Origin of the sequence: Dietzia sp. SLG310A2-38A2 (genome assembly GCF_014145095.1) — a bacterium.
Classification (GTDB): domain Bacteria; phylum Actinomycetota; class Actinomycetes; order Mycobacteriales; family Mycobacteriaceae; genus Dietzia.
In genome coordinates this window covers 4,887-19,717 of record NZ_JAALDX010000161.1, presented here as the reverse complement: position 1 = coordinate 19,717, position 14,831 = coordinate 4,887, and the positions used below count along the sequence as shown (strand labels likewise).

Annotated in this window: 18 protein-coding genes and 1 tRNA gene; 12 read left to right on the top strand and 7 right to left on the bottom strand. The window is 68.0% G+C overall.

Features of this window, described 5'->3' with window-relative positions:
* A partial coding sequence (locus G6027_RS06355) for an alcohol dehydrogenase catalytic domain-containing protein (protein WP_182636427.1) occupies positions 1-324 on the bottom strand: 324 nt, incomplete at its 3' end.
* A 138-nt stretch (positions 325-462) separates the two neighbouring features.
* On the opposite strand from G6027_RS06355, the gene G6027_RS06350 reads away from it, so the two are divergent.
* The 5 genes from G6027_RS06350 to G6027_RS06330 all read left to right on the top strand — a co-directional run bounded on the left by G6027_RS06350 (position 463) and on the right by G6027_RS06330 (position 3,166).
* Positions 463-548 (top strand) — tRNA-Ser (locus G6027_RS06350).
* A 148-nt stretch (positions 549-696) separates the two neighbouring features.
* Positions 697-1,875 carry a site-specific integrase gene (locus tag G6027_RS06345; protein ID WP_182636426.1) on the top strand — a complete coding sequence of 393 codons (1,179 nt, stop codon included), beginning with the start codon at positions 697-699 and terminating at the stop codon, positions 1,873-1,875.
* Positions 1,872-2,426 (top strand): hypothetical protein, encoded by a 555-nt coding sequence (locus G6027_RS06340; protein WP_182636425.1) that lies wholly within the window; start codon positions 1,872-1,874, stop codon positions 2,424-2,426. The genes G6027_RS06345 and G6027_RS06340 overlap by 4 nt, the downstream gene beginning before the upstream one ends.
* Positions 2,427-2,537: 111 nt before the next feature.
* A complete protein-coding gene (locus tag G6027_RS06335) occupies positions 2,538-2,771 on the top strand; it encodes a helix-turn-helix domain-containing protein (RefSeq protein ID WP_241726875.1) in 234 nt (77 codons plus the stop codon).
* Entirely contained in the window at positions 2,768-3,166 is a 399-nt protein-coding gene (locus G6027_RS06330; RefSeq protein ID WP_182636424.1) for a hypothetical protein, read from the top strand. Before G6027_RS06335 ends, G6027_RS06330 begins: the two co-directional genes overlap by 4 nt.
* A gap of 95 nt (positions 3,167-3,261) precedes the next feature.
* Here the strand turns inward: G6027_RS06330 and G6027_RS06325 are convergent, their stop codons facing one another.
* Positions 3,262-3,492 (bottom strand): hypothetical protein, encoded by a 231-nt coding sequence (locus G6027_RS06325; protein ID WP_182636423.1) that lies wholly within the window; start codon positions 3,490-3,492, stop codon positions 3,262-3,264.
* Positions 3,493-4,397: 905 nt separating this feature from the next.
* Here G6027_RS06325 and G6027_RS06320 point away from each other — a divergent pair.
* The 4 genes from G6027_RS06320 (at position 4,398) to G6027_RS06295 (ending at position 6,758) form a co-directional block, all read left to right on the top strand.
* Positions 4,398-4,679: a hypothetical protein gene (locus tag G6027_RS06320; RefSeq protein WP_182636422.1), complete on the top strand. Its 282-nt coding sequence runs from the start codon at positions 4,398-4,400 to the stop codon at positions 4,677-4,679.
* Positions 4,680-4,955: 276 nt separating this feature from the next.
* Positions 4,956-5,237 (top strand): hypothetical protein, encoded by a 282-nt coding sequence (locus G6027_RS06310; RefSeq protein ID WP_182636420.1) that lies wholly within the window; start codon positions 4,956-4,958, stop codon positions 5,235-5,237.
* 397 nt (positions 5,238-5,634) lie between these two features.
* Complete coding sequence (locus tag G6027_RS06300; protein WP_182636418.1) at positions 5,635-6,546, top strand: major capsid protein; 912 nt, start codon at positions 5,635-5,637, stop codon at positions 6,544-6,546.
* On the top strand, positions 6,543-6,758 hold the full coding sequence (locus tag G6027_RS06295; RefSeq protein WP_182636417.1) for a hypothetical protein: 216 nt from the start codon (positions 6,543-6,545) through the stop codon (positions 6,756-6,758). The genes G6027_RS06300 and G6027_RS06295 overlap by 4 nt, the downstream gene beginning before the upstream one ends.
* Positions 6,759-7,971: 1,213 nt before the next feature.
* Here the strand turns inward: G6027_RS06295 and G6027_RS19450 are convergent.
* The 4 genes from G6027_RS19450 to G6027_RS06275 form a co-directional block, all read right to left on the bottom strand.
* The gene (locus tag G6027_RS19450) at positions 7,972-9,171 is read right to left on the bottom strand and encodes a tyrosine-type recombinase/integrase (RefSeq protein ID WP_182636416.1); all 1,200 of its coding nucleotides are present in this window, start codon (positions 9,169-9,171) and stop codon (positions 7,972-7,974) included.
* Positions 9,168-9,503: a hypothetical protein gene (locus tag G6027_RS06285; protein ID WP_182636415.1), complete on the bottom strand. Its 336-nt coding sequence runs from the start codon at positions 9,501-9,503 to the stop codon at positions 9,168-9,170. Before G6027_RS06285 ends, G6027_RS19450 begins: the two co-directional genes overlap by 4 nt.
* Positions 9,500-9,775: a hypothetical protein gene (locus G6027_RS06280; protein WP_182636414.1), complete on the bottom strand. Its 276-nt coding sequence runs from the start codon at positions 9,773-9,775 to the stop codon at positions 9,500-9,502. The genes G6027_RS06285 and G6027_RS06280 overlap by 4 nt, the downstream gene beginning before the upstream one ends.
* A gap of 170 nt (positions 9,776-9,945) precedes the next feature.
* Positions 9,946-10,410: an SRPBCC domain-containing protein gene (locus G6027_RS06275; protein ID WP_182636413.1), complete on the bottom strand. Its 465-nt coding sequence runs from the start codon at positions 10,408-10,410 to the stop codon at positions 9,946-9,948.
* Positions 10,411-10,426: 16 nt separating this feature from the next.
* On the opposite strand from G6027_RS06275, the gene G6027_RS06270 reads away from it, so the two are divergent.
* The 3 genes from G6027_RS06270 to G6027_RS06260 all read left to right on the top strand — a co-directional run bounded on the left by G6027_RS06270 (position 10,427) and on the right by G6027_RS06260 (position 13,407).
* Complete coding sequence (locus G6027_RS06270; RefSeq protein WP_241726874.1) at positions 10,427-10,762, top strand: metalloregulator ArsR/SmtB family transcription factor; 336 nt, start codon at positions 10,427-10,429, stop codon at positions 10,760-10,762.
* 144 nt (positions 10,763-10,906) lie between these two features.
* The gene (locus G6027_RS06265; RefSeq protein ID WP_182636409.1) at positions 10,907-12,178 is read left to right on the top strand and encodes a lipase family protein; all 1,272 of its coding nucleotides are present in this window, start codon (positions 10,907-10,909) and stop codon (positions 12,176-12,178) included.
* 2 nt (positions 12,179-12,180) lie between these two features.
* A complete protein-coding gene (locus tag G6027_RS06260) occupies positions 12,181-13,407 on the top strand; it encodes a prolyl oligopeptidase family serine peptidase (RefSeq protein ID WP_182636407.1) in 1,227 nt (408 codons plus the stop codon).
* 31 nt (positions 13,408-13,438) lie between these two features.
* Here the strand turns inward: G6027_RS06260 and G6027_RS06255 are convergent, their stop codons facing one another.
* Entirely contained in the window at positions 13,439-14,374 is a 936-nt protein-coding gene (locus tag G6027_RS06255) for a prolyl oligopeptidase family serine peptidase (protein ID WP_182636405.1), read from the bottom strand.
* Between the last annotated feature and the right edge of the window lie 457 nt (positions 14,375-14,831).

Genomic DNA, 14,831 nt, shown 5'->3' with positions numbered 1-14,831 from the left:
GACCGGAACGGGCATGACCTGTCCGGCCGGCACGGCGACCTTCTCGGCGTACCCGCCGCCGGCCAGGAGGGCGCACACCTCGTCGCCGACGGCCAGGCCCTCGACGCCCTCGCCCACGGCCGAGATCCTCCCCGAGCACTCGAGGCCGAGGATCTCCGACGCTCCGGGCGGGGGCGGGTAGAGCCCCTTGGACTGCAGCAGGTCGGCGCGGTTGACGGCCGTGGCCGCCACGTCGACGAGCACCTCGCCGGGGCCGGGGACCGGATCGGCGACCTCGGTCATCTGCAGGGAATCGGGACCGTTGCGATACTCGATGGCCTTCATGCCCTCGACCGTAGCCGCGATGGCCCCGGCCGGCAGCCGGGCTGGGTATGAGCGGGCGGGGTCCACTACGATGAGCAGCGTCGTCAGCGAGTGTTCCACGTGGAACCACGCACTCGAGCGTGTCGCGAGTGACGACGAGGAAGTGTGGCAGAGCGGCCGAATGCACTCGCCTTGAAAGCGAGCGTGCCTCAACAGCACCGGGGGTTCAAATCCCTCCACTTCCGCAAAACCGGAATAGTGAACTAGGTCCCCACCTCGGAGATTGTGCCGTTTCCCCTGGCTGACCAGATGGTAGCCTAAAGACACGAATGGACACAAGGACCCACTTCGGGACCCGTGTCAGACAAAAATGAGACACGGGTAGGGGGCCGCATGGCTGCCAAGGGCTCGCAGACACGACGGCCGCGCCGGAGCTTCGGCCGCCTCGCCTTGCTGCCGTCTGGACGCTGGCGTGCGCGCTACACAGGCCCGGATGGGGAGCTGCACAACGCACCCCGAACTTTCGAGGCCAAGATCGACGCCGAGGGCTGGATCGCAAGTGAGCGACGGCTGATCGACCTCGACGCCTGGACCCCACCGGATGAACGTCAGGCCCGCGCACAGGCCCTCACTGTGACCGTGGCCGAATACTGCAAGACGGTGATCGACCGCCGCGTCCGCAAGCAACCGGACCCCCTGCGGCCCGGTTCCGCCGCTGTGTACCGGAGCCTGGTCAAGACGCGCATCGTCCCCTACATCGGGCACATCGGCCTCGGAGCGGTTACGCCGGCCACGATCGCTGAGTGGGTGGACTCGATGGCTGCCGACTACCCCGATACGAAGAGCCGAAACTCGCAGGCATACCGATTGTTCGCGTCCGTCTGCACGGACGCTGTCGAGGACGAGCTGCTGCCCGTCTCGCCGTGCCGGTCCCCGAAGGCTGGTCGTAAGCCGAAGCCAGCGCGCAAGTCTCTGCTATCGACCGACGAGTACACCGCACTGGTCGCTGCCCTCCCGGAGCGGTACCGGCTCATGGCCGAACTTATGGCCGGGTGTGCCCTTCGCCTGGGTGAGGTCACCGAGCTGCGCAAGAAAGACGTGCGCGTTGGCCGCGCCGGGGATGCTGTCGCTGCGACCGTCACCGTTGCCCGCGCGGTCTCCTGGACGACGGGGGAGGCCGCGCACGTAGGCCCGCCGAAGTCGGAGGCTGGCAGACGCACCGTCACGGTGCCGCCGCACGTCGCCGCACTGTTGGTCGACCACCTCGACACCCTTCCGTCGCGTGACGCCCTGCTGTTCACCAACGTCACGGGCGCCCAGATCAGACCCACGTCATTCCGCAAGGTATTCGAGCGTGCCGCCACGGCCGCGGGCCGCCCCGACGTGTCCCCGCACATGCTGCGCCACTTCGGCGCCGTCCAGGCCGCGCTGGTCGGCGCCACCCTGCGGGAGCTCATGGACCGGCTGGGCCACTCCACCGCGACCACCGCCCTGATCTACCAGCACACCGCCGCGGGGCGTGACGCCGAAATCGCTGCCCGTATCAGCAAGCTATCCGGGGGAGATCGGTGAAGTATCAGCTCATCTATCAAGGCGACGAGCCGCTTCCCGAGTGGGCGCAGAGCGTTCAAATGCAGCTCGTCGCGCTCGACGCCGGACCTCGCTGGCGGTGGCGGAGTTTCCGGCGGTGCGACGTCATCTGTGCGCGGTGCCGAGAACAGCTCGGAGAGGTCATGGGTACCACGCGGTCGGTCGTCGTCACACGCAGTCGCCAACATTCTGTCGAGCACCCGTACACGCGAGCGACCGCTCGATTTCTTGACGACAAGCTCAAGGGTGGCGTCGCTCCAGGTGCTCCGCGAGCTGAAACTGTGGGTGACGATGATGACTATCGGACCGCCTTGTCGGCAGAGGATATCGAGGCGCGCTTGGAGGCCGACCTTCTCGCCTCTCGCCTGGCACGGGTGAGTTCGGCGCGTTCTTGGTGGCTTCCACTCGACATGCTCCCTATCCCTGGCGAGCAATTCCGGCAGTTCGAGCTGAACTGCAAGTGCCGGACTGTCCCGATCACGCGAGACGAGTTCCTCGAAACGATCGAGGGCAGGACACGAGTGCTCATGTGATGCCCGCGAGATGACAGTGGGCTATCGTGTCAAACAGTACCGGCGGCTGAGACCGTGAACACTCGCCTTGAAATGGGCTGCGAGTCGTGACCTGAGGAGGGTCCGTTTCGCATGTCCATCTCTAAGGAGAGGCCGTCTCAAATGGCCAAAGCCGAATCCCGGCGACGGATGTCGTCTCTTCCCGAAGCCGCCGAACAGTTCGGCGTCTCCGTTAAAACACTCCGCCGCTACATCAGCGCCGGGCGCATTACCGGGTACCGGTTTGGCCCCCGGATGCTCCGCGTCGACCTCGACGAACTCGATGCACTCCTGCTGCCCCTCGCGGCGGGCGGTGTCACGAAGTGACCGCAATAAGCAACGGCGGCACCGGCCTCGACACCGGTGCCGCCGTCTACGCCGACGTGCCCCTCGACTACCTCGACACCGGCCGTGAACTACCCGGTATCACCGCTCAGTCTAGCGGTGCAGCGGTGGAACAGCACGAGACTGGCTCAGCCGCGCCAGTAGAGCCTGACGGGCTCTCCGAGGCGTTTGACGGCGCGTTCGCGCTGCTGGTCGAACACCAGGAGGGCGACCGGACACGGCGCCGGCTCGTTGTGTCGCTTGCCGCGGCTGAGCGCGCGCGCAGACGGGCCGAGGAACGCGGCCAGAGGTGCCGGGTGGCAATCGTGCGGCTCTCGATCGTGGCGGAGCTGGATCGCGCGCCCCTTGCTGGCGGTGATGCTTCGTGGCCTGGCTGAAGGTGTCCGACAGGGCAGCCAATCACCCGGTGGTCATGGAGCTCGCCGAAGTCGACCCGGACGACCCGCGGTTGCTGCACGAAGCGCTGGGGTGGCTACTGCGGTGCGCGGCCCAGGCGGCCGCGATGGCCACCGATGGGATCATCTCCCAGGCAGTTGGTCGAGGCTTCGCTGGCGAACGCACAGCGGCGCTCGCGGCGGCGTGCATCGAGGCCGGCCTGCTCGAGCCGGCGGAAACGCCGTCCGGCAAACCGGCCTGGAAGATGCTCGAGGATCACGAGTTCTTTCACTGGAAGAACGCCGACGAGGTCGAGTTCGAGCGGCAACGGCGGCAGGACCGGGCGAACCCAGAGCTTGCGATTCAGGTGCGCGCGCGGGACGGTGACGCGTGCCGCTACTGCGGGCGCGTGGTCCGGTGGGGCATCTCACGTTCTGGGATCGCCGGAACGTTCGACCACCGGGAGCCGGGCCGCGCCGGCACTGTCGAGACGGTCGTGGTGGCGTGCGTTCGGTGCAACTCTGAGCGGGGTGCGGACCCGGCCGCGGACGAGCGTCTGCAGCTGCTCGACGTGCCGTCTGAGCCCTACTTCCGGCCGGACTCACGGAAGTACCTCAACACGCACCCGTGGTCGATCTCGCACGGGATTCAGGTGGCCGCGCCAATGGGCCCGCCGGTGCGCCCAGGCAACGTCCCACCCGGCCACCAGTCGAGAGAAGTCGAGACCACGACCGAGGCCGTGGACCAGTCGACTTCAAGTGCGAGTTACCCGGCCACTAAGTCCGACTTAGCCGACAACAGAAACCGGCCTGGACCAGCGAAAACAGGCACCGCTACGCCTGACGGCGTCGCGGACGGCGACCACGGTCAGACGAGAATGCCGACACCGGGCGACCTCGCGGCCGCTAAGTCGGGGTCTAAGTCGGGGTCTAAGTCGGGGTGTAAGTCGGACCCAAGTACCGACTTAGCTTCGACTTGCGCCCGATCTAAGTCCGACTTGGCCCCTCGCCGAAATGCGCCCCCACCTGCCGATTTGTCAGCCTCCGAGGTTGACGGCGTCATGGAGGCCAACATGCCGGTCCGGGTCGGGTCTAGGGAAGGGCCGGGTAGGGCCGGTCAGGGGAGGCGTCCGGGAGGGCACCTCCCGGACGACGAGAACCCCCGCCCGCGCCGCCGCCGTAGCCGAGGAAGCCGAGGCCGTGGCCGCGCCGCACACACCCCTGGAGAATCCGAATGAACCAGTCTCAGAACTATCCCGACGAGTACCTGACCCAGCGACTCACCGACCGTCTCGAGGTTGACCCCGAGCTGCGCGGGTGGTTGGACACTTGCCTGCGCGAGTGGGGTGGCGTTGCCCTCGAGGACGCCACCGTAGGCGACATGCTGCGCGCTAGTCGTGCAGCGGCCGCGATCATCGTGGAGCGCTCCCCGCGAGCGGCCGCGGTCATGGCCGGCCGCGAGGGATTCACGGCCACCGAACTGCTCCGCGAGATGGGGAAGGCGAACCGCTCGTGAGCGGGGTGGGGCAACTCCTGTCCATGTGCGTGGACTACCGGCTGGATGGTGCGGCGTGCAAGGGGCGTCACGAACTGTTCGACCCCTGTAGCCGCGACGAGCACCGGGACGACTTCAACTACCGCAGCGCGGCGGCTCGTCGCGTGTGCGGGACCTGCCCGGTACGTGCACGGTGCTCAGAGGTTGCGGAGGGCCTCGTGGTGCGACACCGGCAGGGAACGTGGGCAGGCGTGACCTACGGCGCCTTTGGTCAGATCGTGGGCGGCGGTGGTCCGAGTGTCTGAGCAAGCCGAAGATTTCAACATCGTGCGGGTGGCCGCGGAGGTTATCGCAGCATCACTCGTCGGTGACGAGGACACAGCCGTGCATCTGGTTGCTACCGCTCAGTTTCAGGGCGACAGCACGCGGGTGCTCTTGCAGCTGGTCTATCTCCTGAGCAGCTACTGCGAACCTGGCGCACAACTGTCCGAGGTGCTGGACCATGCGCGCCGAACAGCGCTGCGAGCGAGTGTTCTGGTCCTGGACCACGCCGAGGAGAAAGCGCGGTGGGAGCTGTGACCGGCCGGCAGGCACTCGTCGTCCCGGCTGGAGTCTGGCTTTCGCCTGAGGCAGCGAGGTCAGTCGTCCTCGGCTTGGCGTCGCTGGAGAGCCTTCTCCGGCGTCACCGCAGTGCTCGTCTGTCGAAAGAACTGCAAGAGGTGCGTCAGACGCTGACCTGGGCCATTGACGCCAGCTCCGCCGCGAACGTCAGGCCGCTCGCACTGTCCGACAGTGCAACTCACGCTAGAGGGGACCTTATCGGTGTTTCGACTGCGGCTCAGGTCCTCGGGATCACTCCCGGTGCGGTCAGGGATCGGGCCCGGCGCGGGTGCATTCCCGCGGCGAAGGTCGGGGGCAGGTGGCTAGTAGACCTTTCCCAGCTCAATCAGAACCCAACAAGCTAGGAGGGCACTCGATGTCCAGTAACCCAGTCGGCTTCCCGCTCGGAAAGACGACCTCCGACAAGGGCAAGATCAGCGTCGACGCCGCGCTGAACTACCCTGCGCGCATCACCCAGGCAGTGGTCGAGATGACCGCCAACAGCATCATCTTTGACAAGCTCTTCAGCCAGCACGGCACCTTGGCCTCGCATTCGGTGGTGTATTGGCAGTCCCGCCCCGGTGACCAGTACATGGACCGCCGACTGGCAGACCGCGGTGTCGGGGACCAGGTGCAGATCGTCGGACCGAAGGAGATGCCGGACCCGCTCGTCGCAAACTCCCGCGATGTGTCCGGGCGCTATTACATCCCGGATGAGGCTCGGTTGCGCAACACTCGGTCCCTGCTGCTCGAGGAGACTACTCGACTCGGCAACACCATCGCCCGGGAGCTCAACTACTTGGCAGTCGATACCATCGAGGAGGCTGTCTCAACTCTTGAGGGCGCCGTTACCGTCGCCGGTAACGACTGGGCTGCAACCATCATCGACGGCGCGAGCCCAACGCCGCCTGGCCAGCGGCCCACTGCCGATTTCGCAAACGTGCAACTGTCAGCCGACCGGGACGAGATCGGGGTCACCTATGACCTGTGGATCGTTAACCCAATCCAGCACGCCTCACTGAAAACCACCTACGGCAAGGACTACCAGGCGGTGCTGGACTCAGCAGGCGTCGAGATTTTCCCGACCAATCGGGTAGAGCGAGGCACCGCCTATGCGCTGGCGAAGAACCGTGTCGGGTTCCTGGCCTACGAGAAGATGCTGGAGACCACGGTCTACCGCGAGGACCAGACAATGGGCTCGTGGGTGCAGATGGGGTGCAAGGTCCTAATGGGGGTCACTAGTCCCTACGCCATGCGCAAGGTCGTCGGCCTGGAGAACCTGGGATGATGAAGCTGACTGACGAGCAATGGGAAGCCCTCGCCAGCTCAGTTGGGCTCGGCACCGATTCCACGGCGGCGGAAGTCATCGCGGAAGTTCGCGGGCTCGTAGGCCGGGCCGAGGAACTCACCGGCAAGCTCGGTGAGATTGCGGAGGCGTTGGTGTCGACTCCGAGCGGAGCCCTCCCGACCTCCGATGCTGAGCGGTTGAGCTGGGTCTAGCCGTGGCCAATCAATCCCAACGCAGCACGGACGGAAGTGTTCGCGCCGACCTCGAGGCCAAGCTCGCGGCGCACGCGAACACCGTGGCTCAGTGGGCGGCAGGACAGCGCGGGGTTGTCCGCGAGCCGGCCGCCCCCGCACACGCGGTGGGCGCGGCCGCAACGCTGGCCAGAGACCTCGAGGCGGGCGCCCGGATGCAAGCCCGCTACCGAGATGGCCTCCGAGAACGCGCCGAACTAGGGTTCCGGGCCCCCCACCCCGAAAATATTGGAGGGGCCCCCTCTCCTGACTCCTGTGCCGGTGCCAGTCAGGATTTTTTTCAGGGCGGCCAAAACTCAGGTGCGACAGCGTTTCTCAGGGCAAAGCTCGACCGCGCTCGCGCCCGCCCGAATCAGTAGCAGTCCAACTGCCCGGACCCGATCCGGGCCACAGTCCCCGCGGGGCGCGTGTTGCCTTCCTGGCCCTCGTCCCGCGGTCGTCGCCGGAGCTTCGAGCCACCGGCGGCAACGGTCCCCGCGGTCTGGTCTCACCGCGGGGACCGTCCCTTATGTGCACAGTCACCGCCACCGCCACCGTGCCCCGCTCTCTCGATGGGGACGAGGGGATGCGGTTTCGGCATACCCTTGGCGGCCGACCGCAGGCGGGATGCCCGGAGCTGAACTCCGCTCGTCGGCGTCCGGGGCGTGCGCTCGCGGCCCCACCCGAGAAGACCGTGCCGCATGAGAATGGGGTGCGCCGGGCGCGCACCATCGGTGCGAAGTTGGGACCGACGCGCACGAACCTGCTCAACCTAGGAATCTCGCTTTTTACACTTGTGCCTGCGGATCTGCGGTTCCGCTCGGTCGTCATGTCCGCGGTTGGGGTGTCGGTCTGATCGACGCCCCAGGGTGGTCACCGTTCAGGCGCGGAACCCCTACGGGGTGCTGGTGCTGATCCCCTTCCCCAGAGTTTGCCCGGTCACCATGTCGGCATAGACCATCTGCCCACGACGAGTAGCCCGCCCCGGAAGGGTGCGAGCTTTGCCGTGACCCTCTCATCGTCTGGCCAGACACCGCTGAGAGAGCGCCCACGCCGGTTCGTGGGTGTGCACACCGGAGGTAGTCGAGTGGTGAACGGCGGACTACCCGGAAAGCGCCGTAGACGAGCTGAGCCGTCTCCCCGGCCCGTGAGGGGTGCACAGAAGTGAGTACCCCTCACGGGGCAGGGGGAGGGCTCAGGCGAGCGATGCAGCGGCGTCCACGACGCCGCGTAGGCCTGAGTCGTCGAACTTGACGTATCGGCGGGTGGTCTCAGGCTTGGAGTGGCCCAGGAGCGTCTGGGTGGCGATCAGGTCGGAGCTCGCGGTGTAGCACTTCGTGGCGAAACGGTGCCTGAGGCAGTGCATCGTGACCCCGGCCGGCAGGCAGTCCCCGACGAGGTCACCGACGCTCGACTCGGACAGATGCCCTCCCATGACGGAGGGGAACAGCCAGCCGGTGAACGCGCCCAGGTCCGGGACCAGATCGCCCGGGACCGGGACGACGCGTTGGCGCCGGCCTTTGCCGTGGACGACCAGTGAGAGCTGTCCCGCCTCATCGGTGAGCACGTCGCGCGAATGCACCTGGGCCACCTCAGCGCGCCGCAGGCCCATGAACGCGGCTAGCCGGATCATTAGGTCCGTCCGCGGGTCTGCGAGCGTCAGAGCGGCCTCTACGGTCTCGTCCGAGGCCGCGCGGGGTATTGGCACGTGTGGCCGGATCGGCGGCAGGTCGTCGGCTGGGTTCTCCCGGTAGCCGCGGTGCTTGTGAGCCCACCGGAAGAACACCCGCACGGTGGACCGGAACGCGCGCCGGGTCTCAGTCGACCAGGAGGACGACGCCATGAACGACACCAGGTCGCTGGTGGTGACCGTGCAGGCCGGTCCGTCGAACCACCAGGCGAACCGGCGTAGGTAGGACAGCCGCGTGTGCACCGTGGCGTTGGTCGAACCGGACGCGATAAGGAACGCGGTCCAGGCGTCGGCATCGTCGAGCCAGTGCCCGGGGAACGGCTCACGCCGCGGTCCTGACGGCCGCACCGCGCGAGTGGTGCGGTCGCAATCGAGGACGACTGTGACCTCGAGGCGGGTGGCCGGGTTGTAGGCGATCTGCTCGGTGTCCACGGCCCAGCGGTAGAACGCGCGGACCGCGCGCCGGGTGTTCTGCTCGGTCGACGCCGCGAGCTGCAGGGCCGCGATCGCGGCGTCGAGCTCGTCGGCCGTGGCCGCGCGCGGATCTGCGATAGCGCCCCGGACCGCGAGCGTGCGCAGTCGCTCTACCCGCTTGGACAGCGCCACGGGAGACTGCCCCTCGGCTGATCGAGCGCTCCAGTAACCGGCGATCATCTCCGCCCACACCGGCGGCACCGTGCCGTGACGAAGCTTGACGATATTCACGTGACGTCCTCGAGGAACGCGCGGATCGCCGCGTCGCGCTCTCGGTCCACCAGCTCAGCCGCCTCAAGGAGAGCGTGGCCGAGGGTGAGTGCCTCATCGACGGTGAAGACCGGCGGCGGGGTCACGCCGTTGTGCAGCCACAGGGAGATGCCCGGCACGTCCTCGCCGTCCTGCTGCGAGATGCGGACCCAGGCCCGGTAGTGGCGCCGACCGTGCTCGTCGCGGGGCCGGAACTCATCCCAGACGACTCCCGTAGACCTAGTGCGGAACGAGACGACCTCGCCGCGGCCGGTCGTGTGCTCGGTTTCCTCAGTCCACCACTGGTCGTTCATAGCGCGTCGATCCACGACTTACGGGCGGCGGCGTGGGCGGCCTGAGCCTGCCGGAGCGCATCGACCAGACCGTCAGCGTGGTCCGGGTGCATGTCGAGCGCGCCGTGGACGGAGAGGATCGGCGGGGTGGCGAGCCCGTTGTCCACCAGGGACACGACCTCGACGGTGAGCTTCTGACGGTCGTTGCCGGGGCCGCCGGCGATGACGTGCCGGAAGTGGGTGATGTCGTCGTCGCCAAGGGGCGGTGGCGCGGGTATGCTCATGGAATCCATGAGGGTCACGTCCTCGTGGTCACGGCCCCGAGCGTTAGCGCGCTACGGGGCCACTTTTATCCCCATTGGACACGTATAAGACACGCCCGAGGATGGACGGATAATTTCCGCCTCTGACCACGAGATAAGCGTTTCGGGGTGGAATCCCTCCACTTCCGCCCCGGGTGGACTCAGGCGTAGAAGCCCTCCCGCAGGTTGATGCCGTGCTCGACCCACGCCTTCAGCGCGGTGAGCATCATCGTCCACCCCGCGCAGTTGCCGAAGGCGTTCTCCGCACCGCCGGGCGTCACGCGCCAGGCCTGCTCGGTGATCGTGACCAGGGTGCGCGCACCGTCGTCGATCGGCTCGAACTCGAAGACCGTGGTGGTGTCGTGTTCGGTGGCGTCGACCCCCTCCCACCTGATGGCCAGGCGTCGGGGTGGATCGGCCTCGACCACCATCACCGGGAAGCGTCCGGGGAAGTCGGCGAAGTCCCATGACACCTGTGCGCCCGGTTCGAGCCGGCCACGGGCGCCCCCGGTCGTGAAGTAGCGGGACAACTGCTCGGGGTCGGCCACGGCCTCGTAGACCTCGTCGACGGGCCGGCCCACGCGCGCCGACACGGTGAAGGACAGTTCGTTCAACTCATCTGACATGTTGTATATTTACAACATGTCAGCCACCGAGCGCAAGGGTCACAGTGATGATGACGCCGTGTTCAAGGCGCTCGCCGCCCCGATCCGGCGGTGCATGTTGGACGCGCTCAAGGACTCCCCGCGCACGACCGGTGAGCTCTGCGCCCTGTTCCCCGAGAGTGACCGCACCACGGTGCTGCAGCATCTGCGCGTGCTCGAGCGGGCTGACCTGGTGACGGGGCGCAAGGTCGGTCGCGAGCGCCACCTGTCGCTCGCGCCGCTGCCGATCAAGAGGATCCACGACCGGTGGATCGGTGACTACGCGCGGGCAGCGGTCGATCTCCTCGACGAGCTCGACGGATCGGCCGGATAATAACCTGTTTACAAACACCGTGTTCTGCTGGGATGATGTGCGACACCATCGTAGTGAGGGTGCGGGTCCGTCCACCGCTGTCGATCGGCGACCCGGTCCCCATCGCACCATCCGTTGAGCGCGACGAGACGCCGGGAGTGCGCCATGACCGGGCCCAGTACCGCCATCCATCAGATGCGTCGGGGTGTCGCGTGCAGCCTCGCCCTCCTGCTGCTGTTCTGCGCGGGTCTCGGAGTCGGGACGGGATCGGCAGAGGCTCAGTCCGCCGCCCCTCCACCCGTGCCCCTCCCGTCCGCCGACCCGTTCTACACCCCCGACGGGCCGATCGCCGATCTCGCGCCGGGAACGGTGATCCGGAGCCGATCGATGTCCTACGGCTCGCTCGAACGCGCCACGCCCCTCACCAGCACCCAGGTGCTCTACCGGACGACCGACCAGGCGGGCGGCCCGAGCGCCACCGTCGCGACGATCCTCAGACCGCTGGTCCCGGGGCCCGCCCGGCTGATCTCCTACCACATGGCCTACGACGCCCTCGGCTCCGAATGCGACCCCTCCTACACGCTGACCGGGAACGGAGCGCCCAGCCAGGCGGGAATCGCCGAACAGGGGGTGATCGCCGGGTACCTCGCGGCCGGCTACACCGTCGTCGTCCCCGACTACGAGGGCCCCGACCTGGAGTGGACGATCGGGCGCCAGTCCGCCTACGCCGCCCTGGACGGCGTCCGCGCGACCATCGACCACCTCGGACTGCCCGCCTCGACCCCGGTCGGACTGGCCGGATACTCCGGCGGGTCCGTCCCCACCCAGTGGGGTGCCGAGATGGCGCCGACCTACGCGCCGGAACTGAACATCGTCGGCGCGGCCGCCGGAGGGCTCCCCGTGAACGTGGCCCACAACCTCCCGTACGTGAGCGGGAGTACTTCGTGGGCCGGGGTCATCCCCGCACTCGTCGTGTCCTATCAGCGCGCGTATGGAATCGACACCGACAGTTTCCTGTCCGACTACGGCCGCCAGCTCGTCGAGACCGTCAGCTCGCAGTGCATCAACGCCTTCGCCGCCGACTACCCCGGACTCACCGACGCCCAGATGGTCCGCCCCCCGTACACGTCCCTGCTGGACATCCCGGCGGTGGTGAGCGCGATCGGGGACAACGTGATGGGCACGACGGGCACGCCACGGGTCCCGATGCTGCTCGCCGTGGGCAACGTCGACGGGATCGGCGACTCGGTCATGGTGACCGCCGACGTCGCCGGCCTGGCGCACGAGTACTGCGCCCGCGGCGTCGCCGTCACCTACGCGCAGTACGACCGCCTCGGGCACTCCGAGGCCTTCGTCCCCTTCCAGGCGCAGACAGCCCAGTTCCTCACCGACCGGTTCGCCGGCGTCGCCCCCACCTCCAACTGTCAGGGGACCTGACCGTGTCGGCCTTCTTCTCCGCCCGCCCCCACCGCGCACTGAGCAAGGGCTTCTACAAGGATCCCGACTTCGACTACGAGGTGCGGTGTCTACTCGGTGCCGTCGCCTACGGCGCCGGCGAGGTTCTGGCGACCGTCGACGACGTCGGAGACGGCGATCACGACCACTGGTTCCGGGCCTGGCACGACCTCGGGAGCAGGGTCCGGGCCGCGGCGGAACGGGAGGCGGCGGCAGGGCGGACGGTGACCGCGTCGGCGGCCTACCTGCGCGCGGCCACCTACCTCGCGGTCGCGGTGAACGCGGCGAGCGGCCTGCAGTCCGAGGACCGGCTGACGTCCACCTTCCGCCTGCAGCGATCGAGCTGGGAGGGCTTCGTCGACACCACCGACCGGATCATCGAGCGCGTGTCGATCCCCTGGGAGCAGGACACTATGCCCGGGTGGTTCCTCCGGCCGTCGACCGATCCGGAACCCCGTCGGACACTGGTGATGGTCAACGGGAGTGATGGAGCGACCAGCGGGCTCTGGCACAACGGCGCGGCCGGTGCGCTCGCGCGCGGGTACAACGTGCTGCTGTTCGACGGACCGGGCCAGCAGTCGATGCTGTTCGAGCGGGGGATCGGCTTCCGCCCGGACTGGGAGTCGGTCCTCACCCCCGTCGTCGACCTCCTCCTGGGCCGCTCCGACGTCGACCCCGCGAGACTGGCCGTCTACGGGCTCAGTCAGGGTGGCTACTGGGTGCCGCGGGCACTGGCGTACGAACGCCGCTTCGCCGCCGCGGTCGCGGACCCCGGGGTCGTGGACGTGGCGGCATCGTGGAACGCGCATATCCCCTCCAGCCTGATGACGGTGTTCCGGGCCGGCAAGAAGGAGGCGTTCGACCGCGACATGGCACTGGGGATGAAGTTCTCGTCCTCGACCGCGCGGACGTGGGCGTTCCGTGCCCGCCCATACGGTGAGACCGGGTACTTCGACACCCTTGCCGAGGTCCACCGGTACTCGCTGTCCCGCGACGAGTTGTCGGCGATCACCACCCCGCTGCTCGTGACCGATCCCGAGGACGAGCAGTTCTGGCCCGGCCAGTCCGAGCAGCTCGCCGCCGGCGCGGGCGGCCCCACCGAACTGGCGCGGTTCACCGCCGCCGAGGGCGCGAACTTCCACTGTCAACCACTGGCCAGGCAACTCACCGACGCGCGGATGTTCGGGTGGCTCGACTCGGCGCTGTCCTGACTTCCGCGTCCGCCGCTCGCGGGATCGTCGGTCAGGCGGTCGTCTCGTGCAGGTCCGCCGCCGACACGTGGCGGATGATCTCGAGCACCCGGGGGTAGGCGCGGGAGTCACCGGACACGAGGGAGACGTGGTCCTCGTCGTTGAACAGGATCATCTTGGCCTTCCCGCCGGCCCGGTCGACCGCATCCACATAGCGCTGGGAGTTCTCGGGCGCCACGGTCACGTCTCGGGCCCCGTGCATGGCGACCACCGGGGTGGCGGGGTCGATGTTCTGGATGGGATCCACCTTCGCGTAACGCCCCGGCACCTCCGCCGGGGTCCCGCCGAGCGCCGTGACGATCCTGTCGTCACCGTGGGTGGCCGCGTAGATCATGTCCAGGGGGCCGGCGATCGAGACCACGCGCGTCGGGCGGAACGCCGGCTTCGCGCCGACCTCGTCGTCGTCCAACAGGTGTCGGGTGCCGCCCCACACGGCGAGCTGGGCTCCCGCGCTGTGTCCCACCACCAACTCGTCATCGGTGGTGATCTGCGGGAACTTCTTGTCCACCTCCACCACGTGGTCCAGTGCGCTCGCGACATCGTGGAAGGTGGCCGGCCATCCGCCGCCCGACCCCACCCGTCGGTACTCGATGTTGTAGACGGCCATCCCGCGGCTGGCGAGCTTGCGGGCGAGCGGGTCGAAGGAGTCGGCCCCGATCTGGTCCTGCCACGCCCCCCCGTGGATGAGTACCGCCAGGGGGATCGAGTCGACCCGCTGTTCCCCCGCGGGCAGGTAGAGGTCAGCCCAGTTCTGGTCCGGATCCGGGGTGCCGTGCGTGGGGTACTCGAACCGCTGGACGGTGACCTCGTCGAGCCTGGCGGGGGCACCCAGGTCGGTCACCACGACCGGCGCCGCGCCGGTTGACACACATCCGGATCCCAGCGCCAGGACGGTGGTCAGACCCGCGCCGATCCGCGCGATTCTCATCGGCCGTGTACACCGTCGTCGCTGTGGCATGGACACCCATTTTCTCAGGATCAAATCAGGTCGAGGGGCGAACCGGCGTGTGCTGGATGCGTCGGCAGGTCGCGTCGGTCCGGTGGGGGGCGCCGGAACGGGTAATGAAATCGATCTTAGAATGCGCGACGCGAAAATACTAAGAGGTTCTCACTGTGGGAGGTGGTCCCCACCCGATGGAGGCGGGCGACCGGGGGCCGGTGCGCCCCGCGAGGCCGGCTACCGGGCGACGGGAACTCGCCGAACGGGCCGGCTACCGGACGACGCGGACCCGCCCGGGCTCGGGTGCACTCAGCGGGCCCTCGTCGGTGACGTACCGGAGCAGGGCGTTGATGTCCGTGAGGCCGGCCTCGCGGCGATCCCCCTGCTCCGCGAGGGGCGAGCCGTTGAACTCCGGCGAGGCCAGGAACTCGTTGACCACGACGGT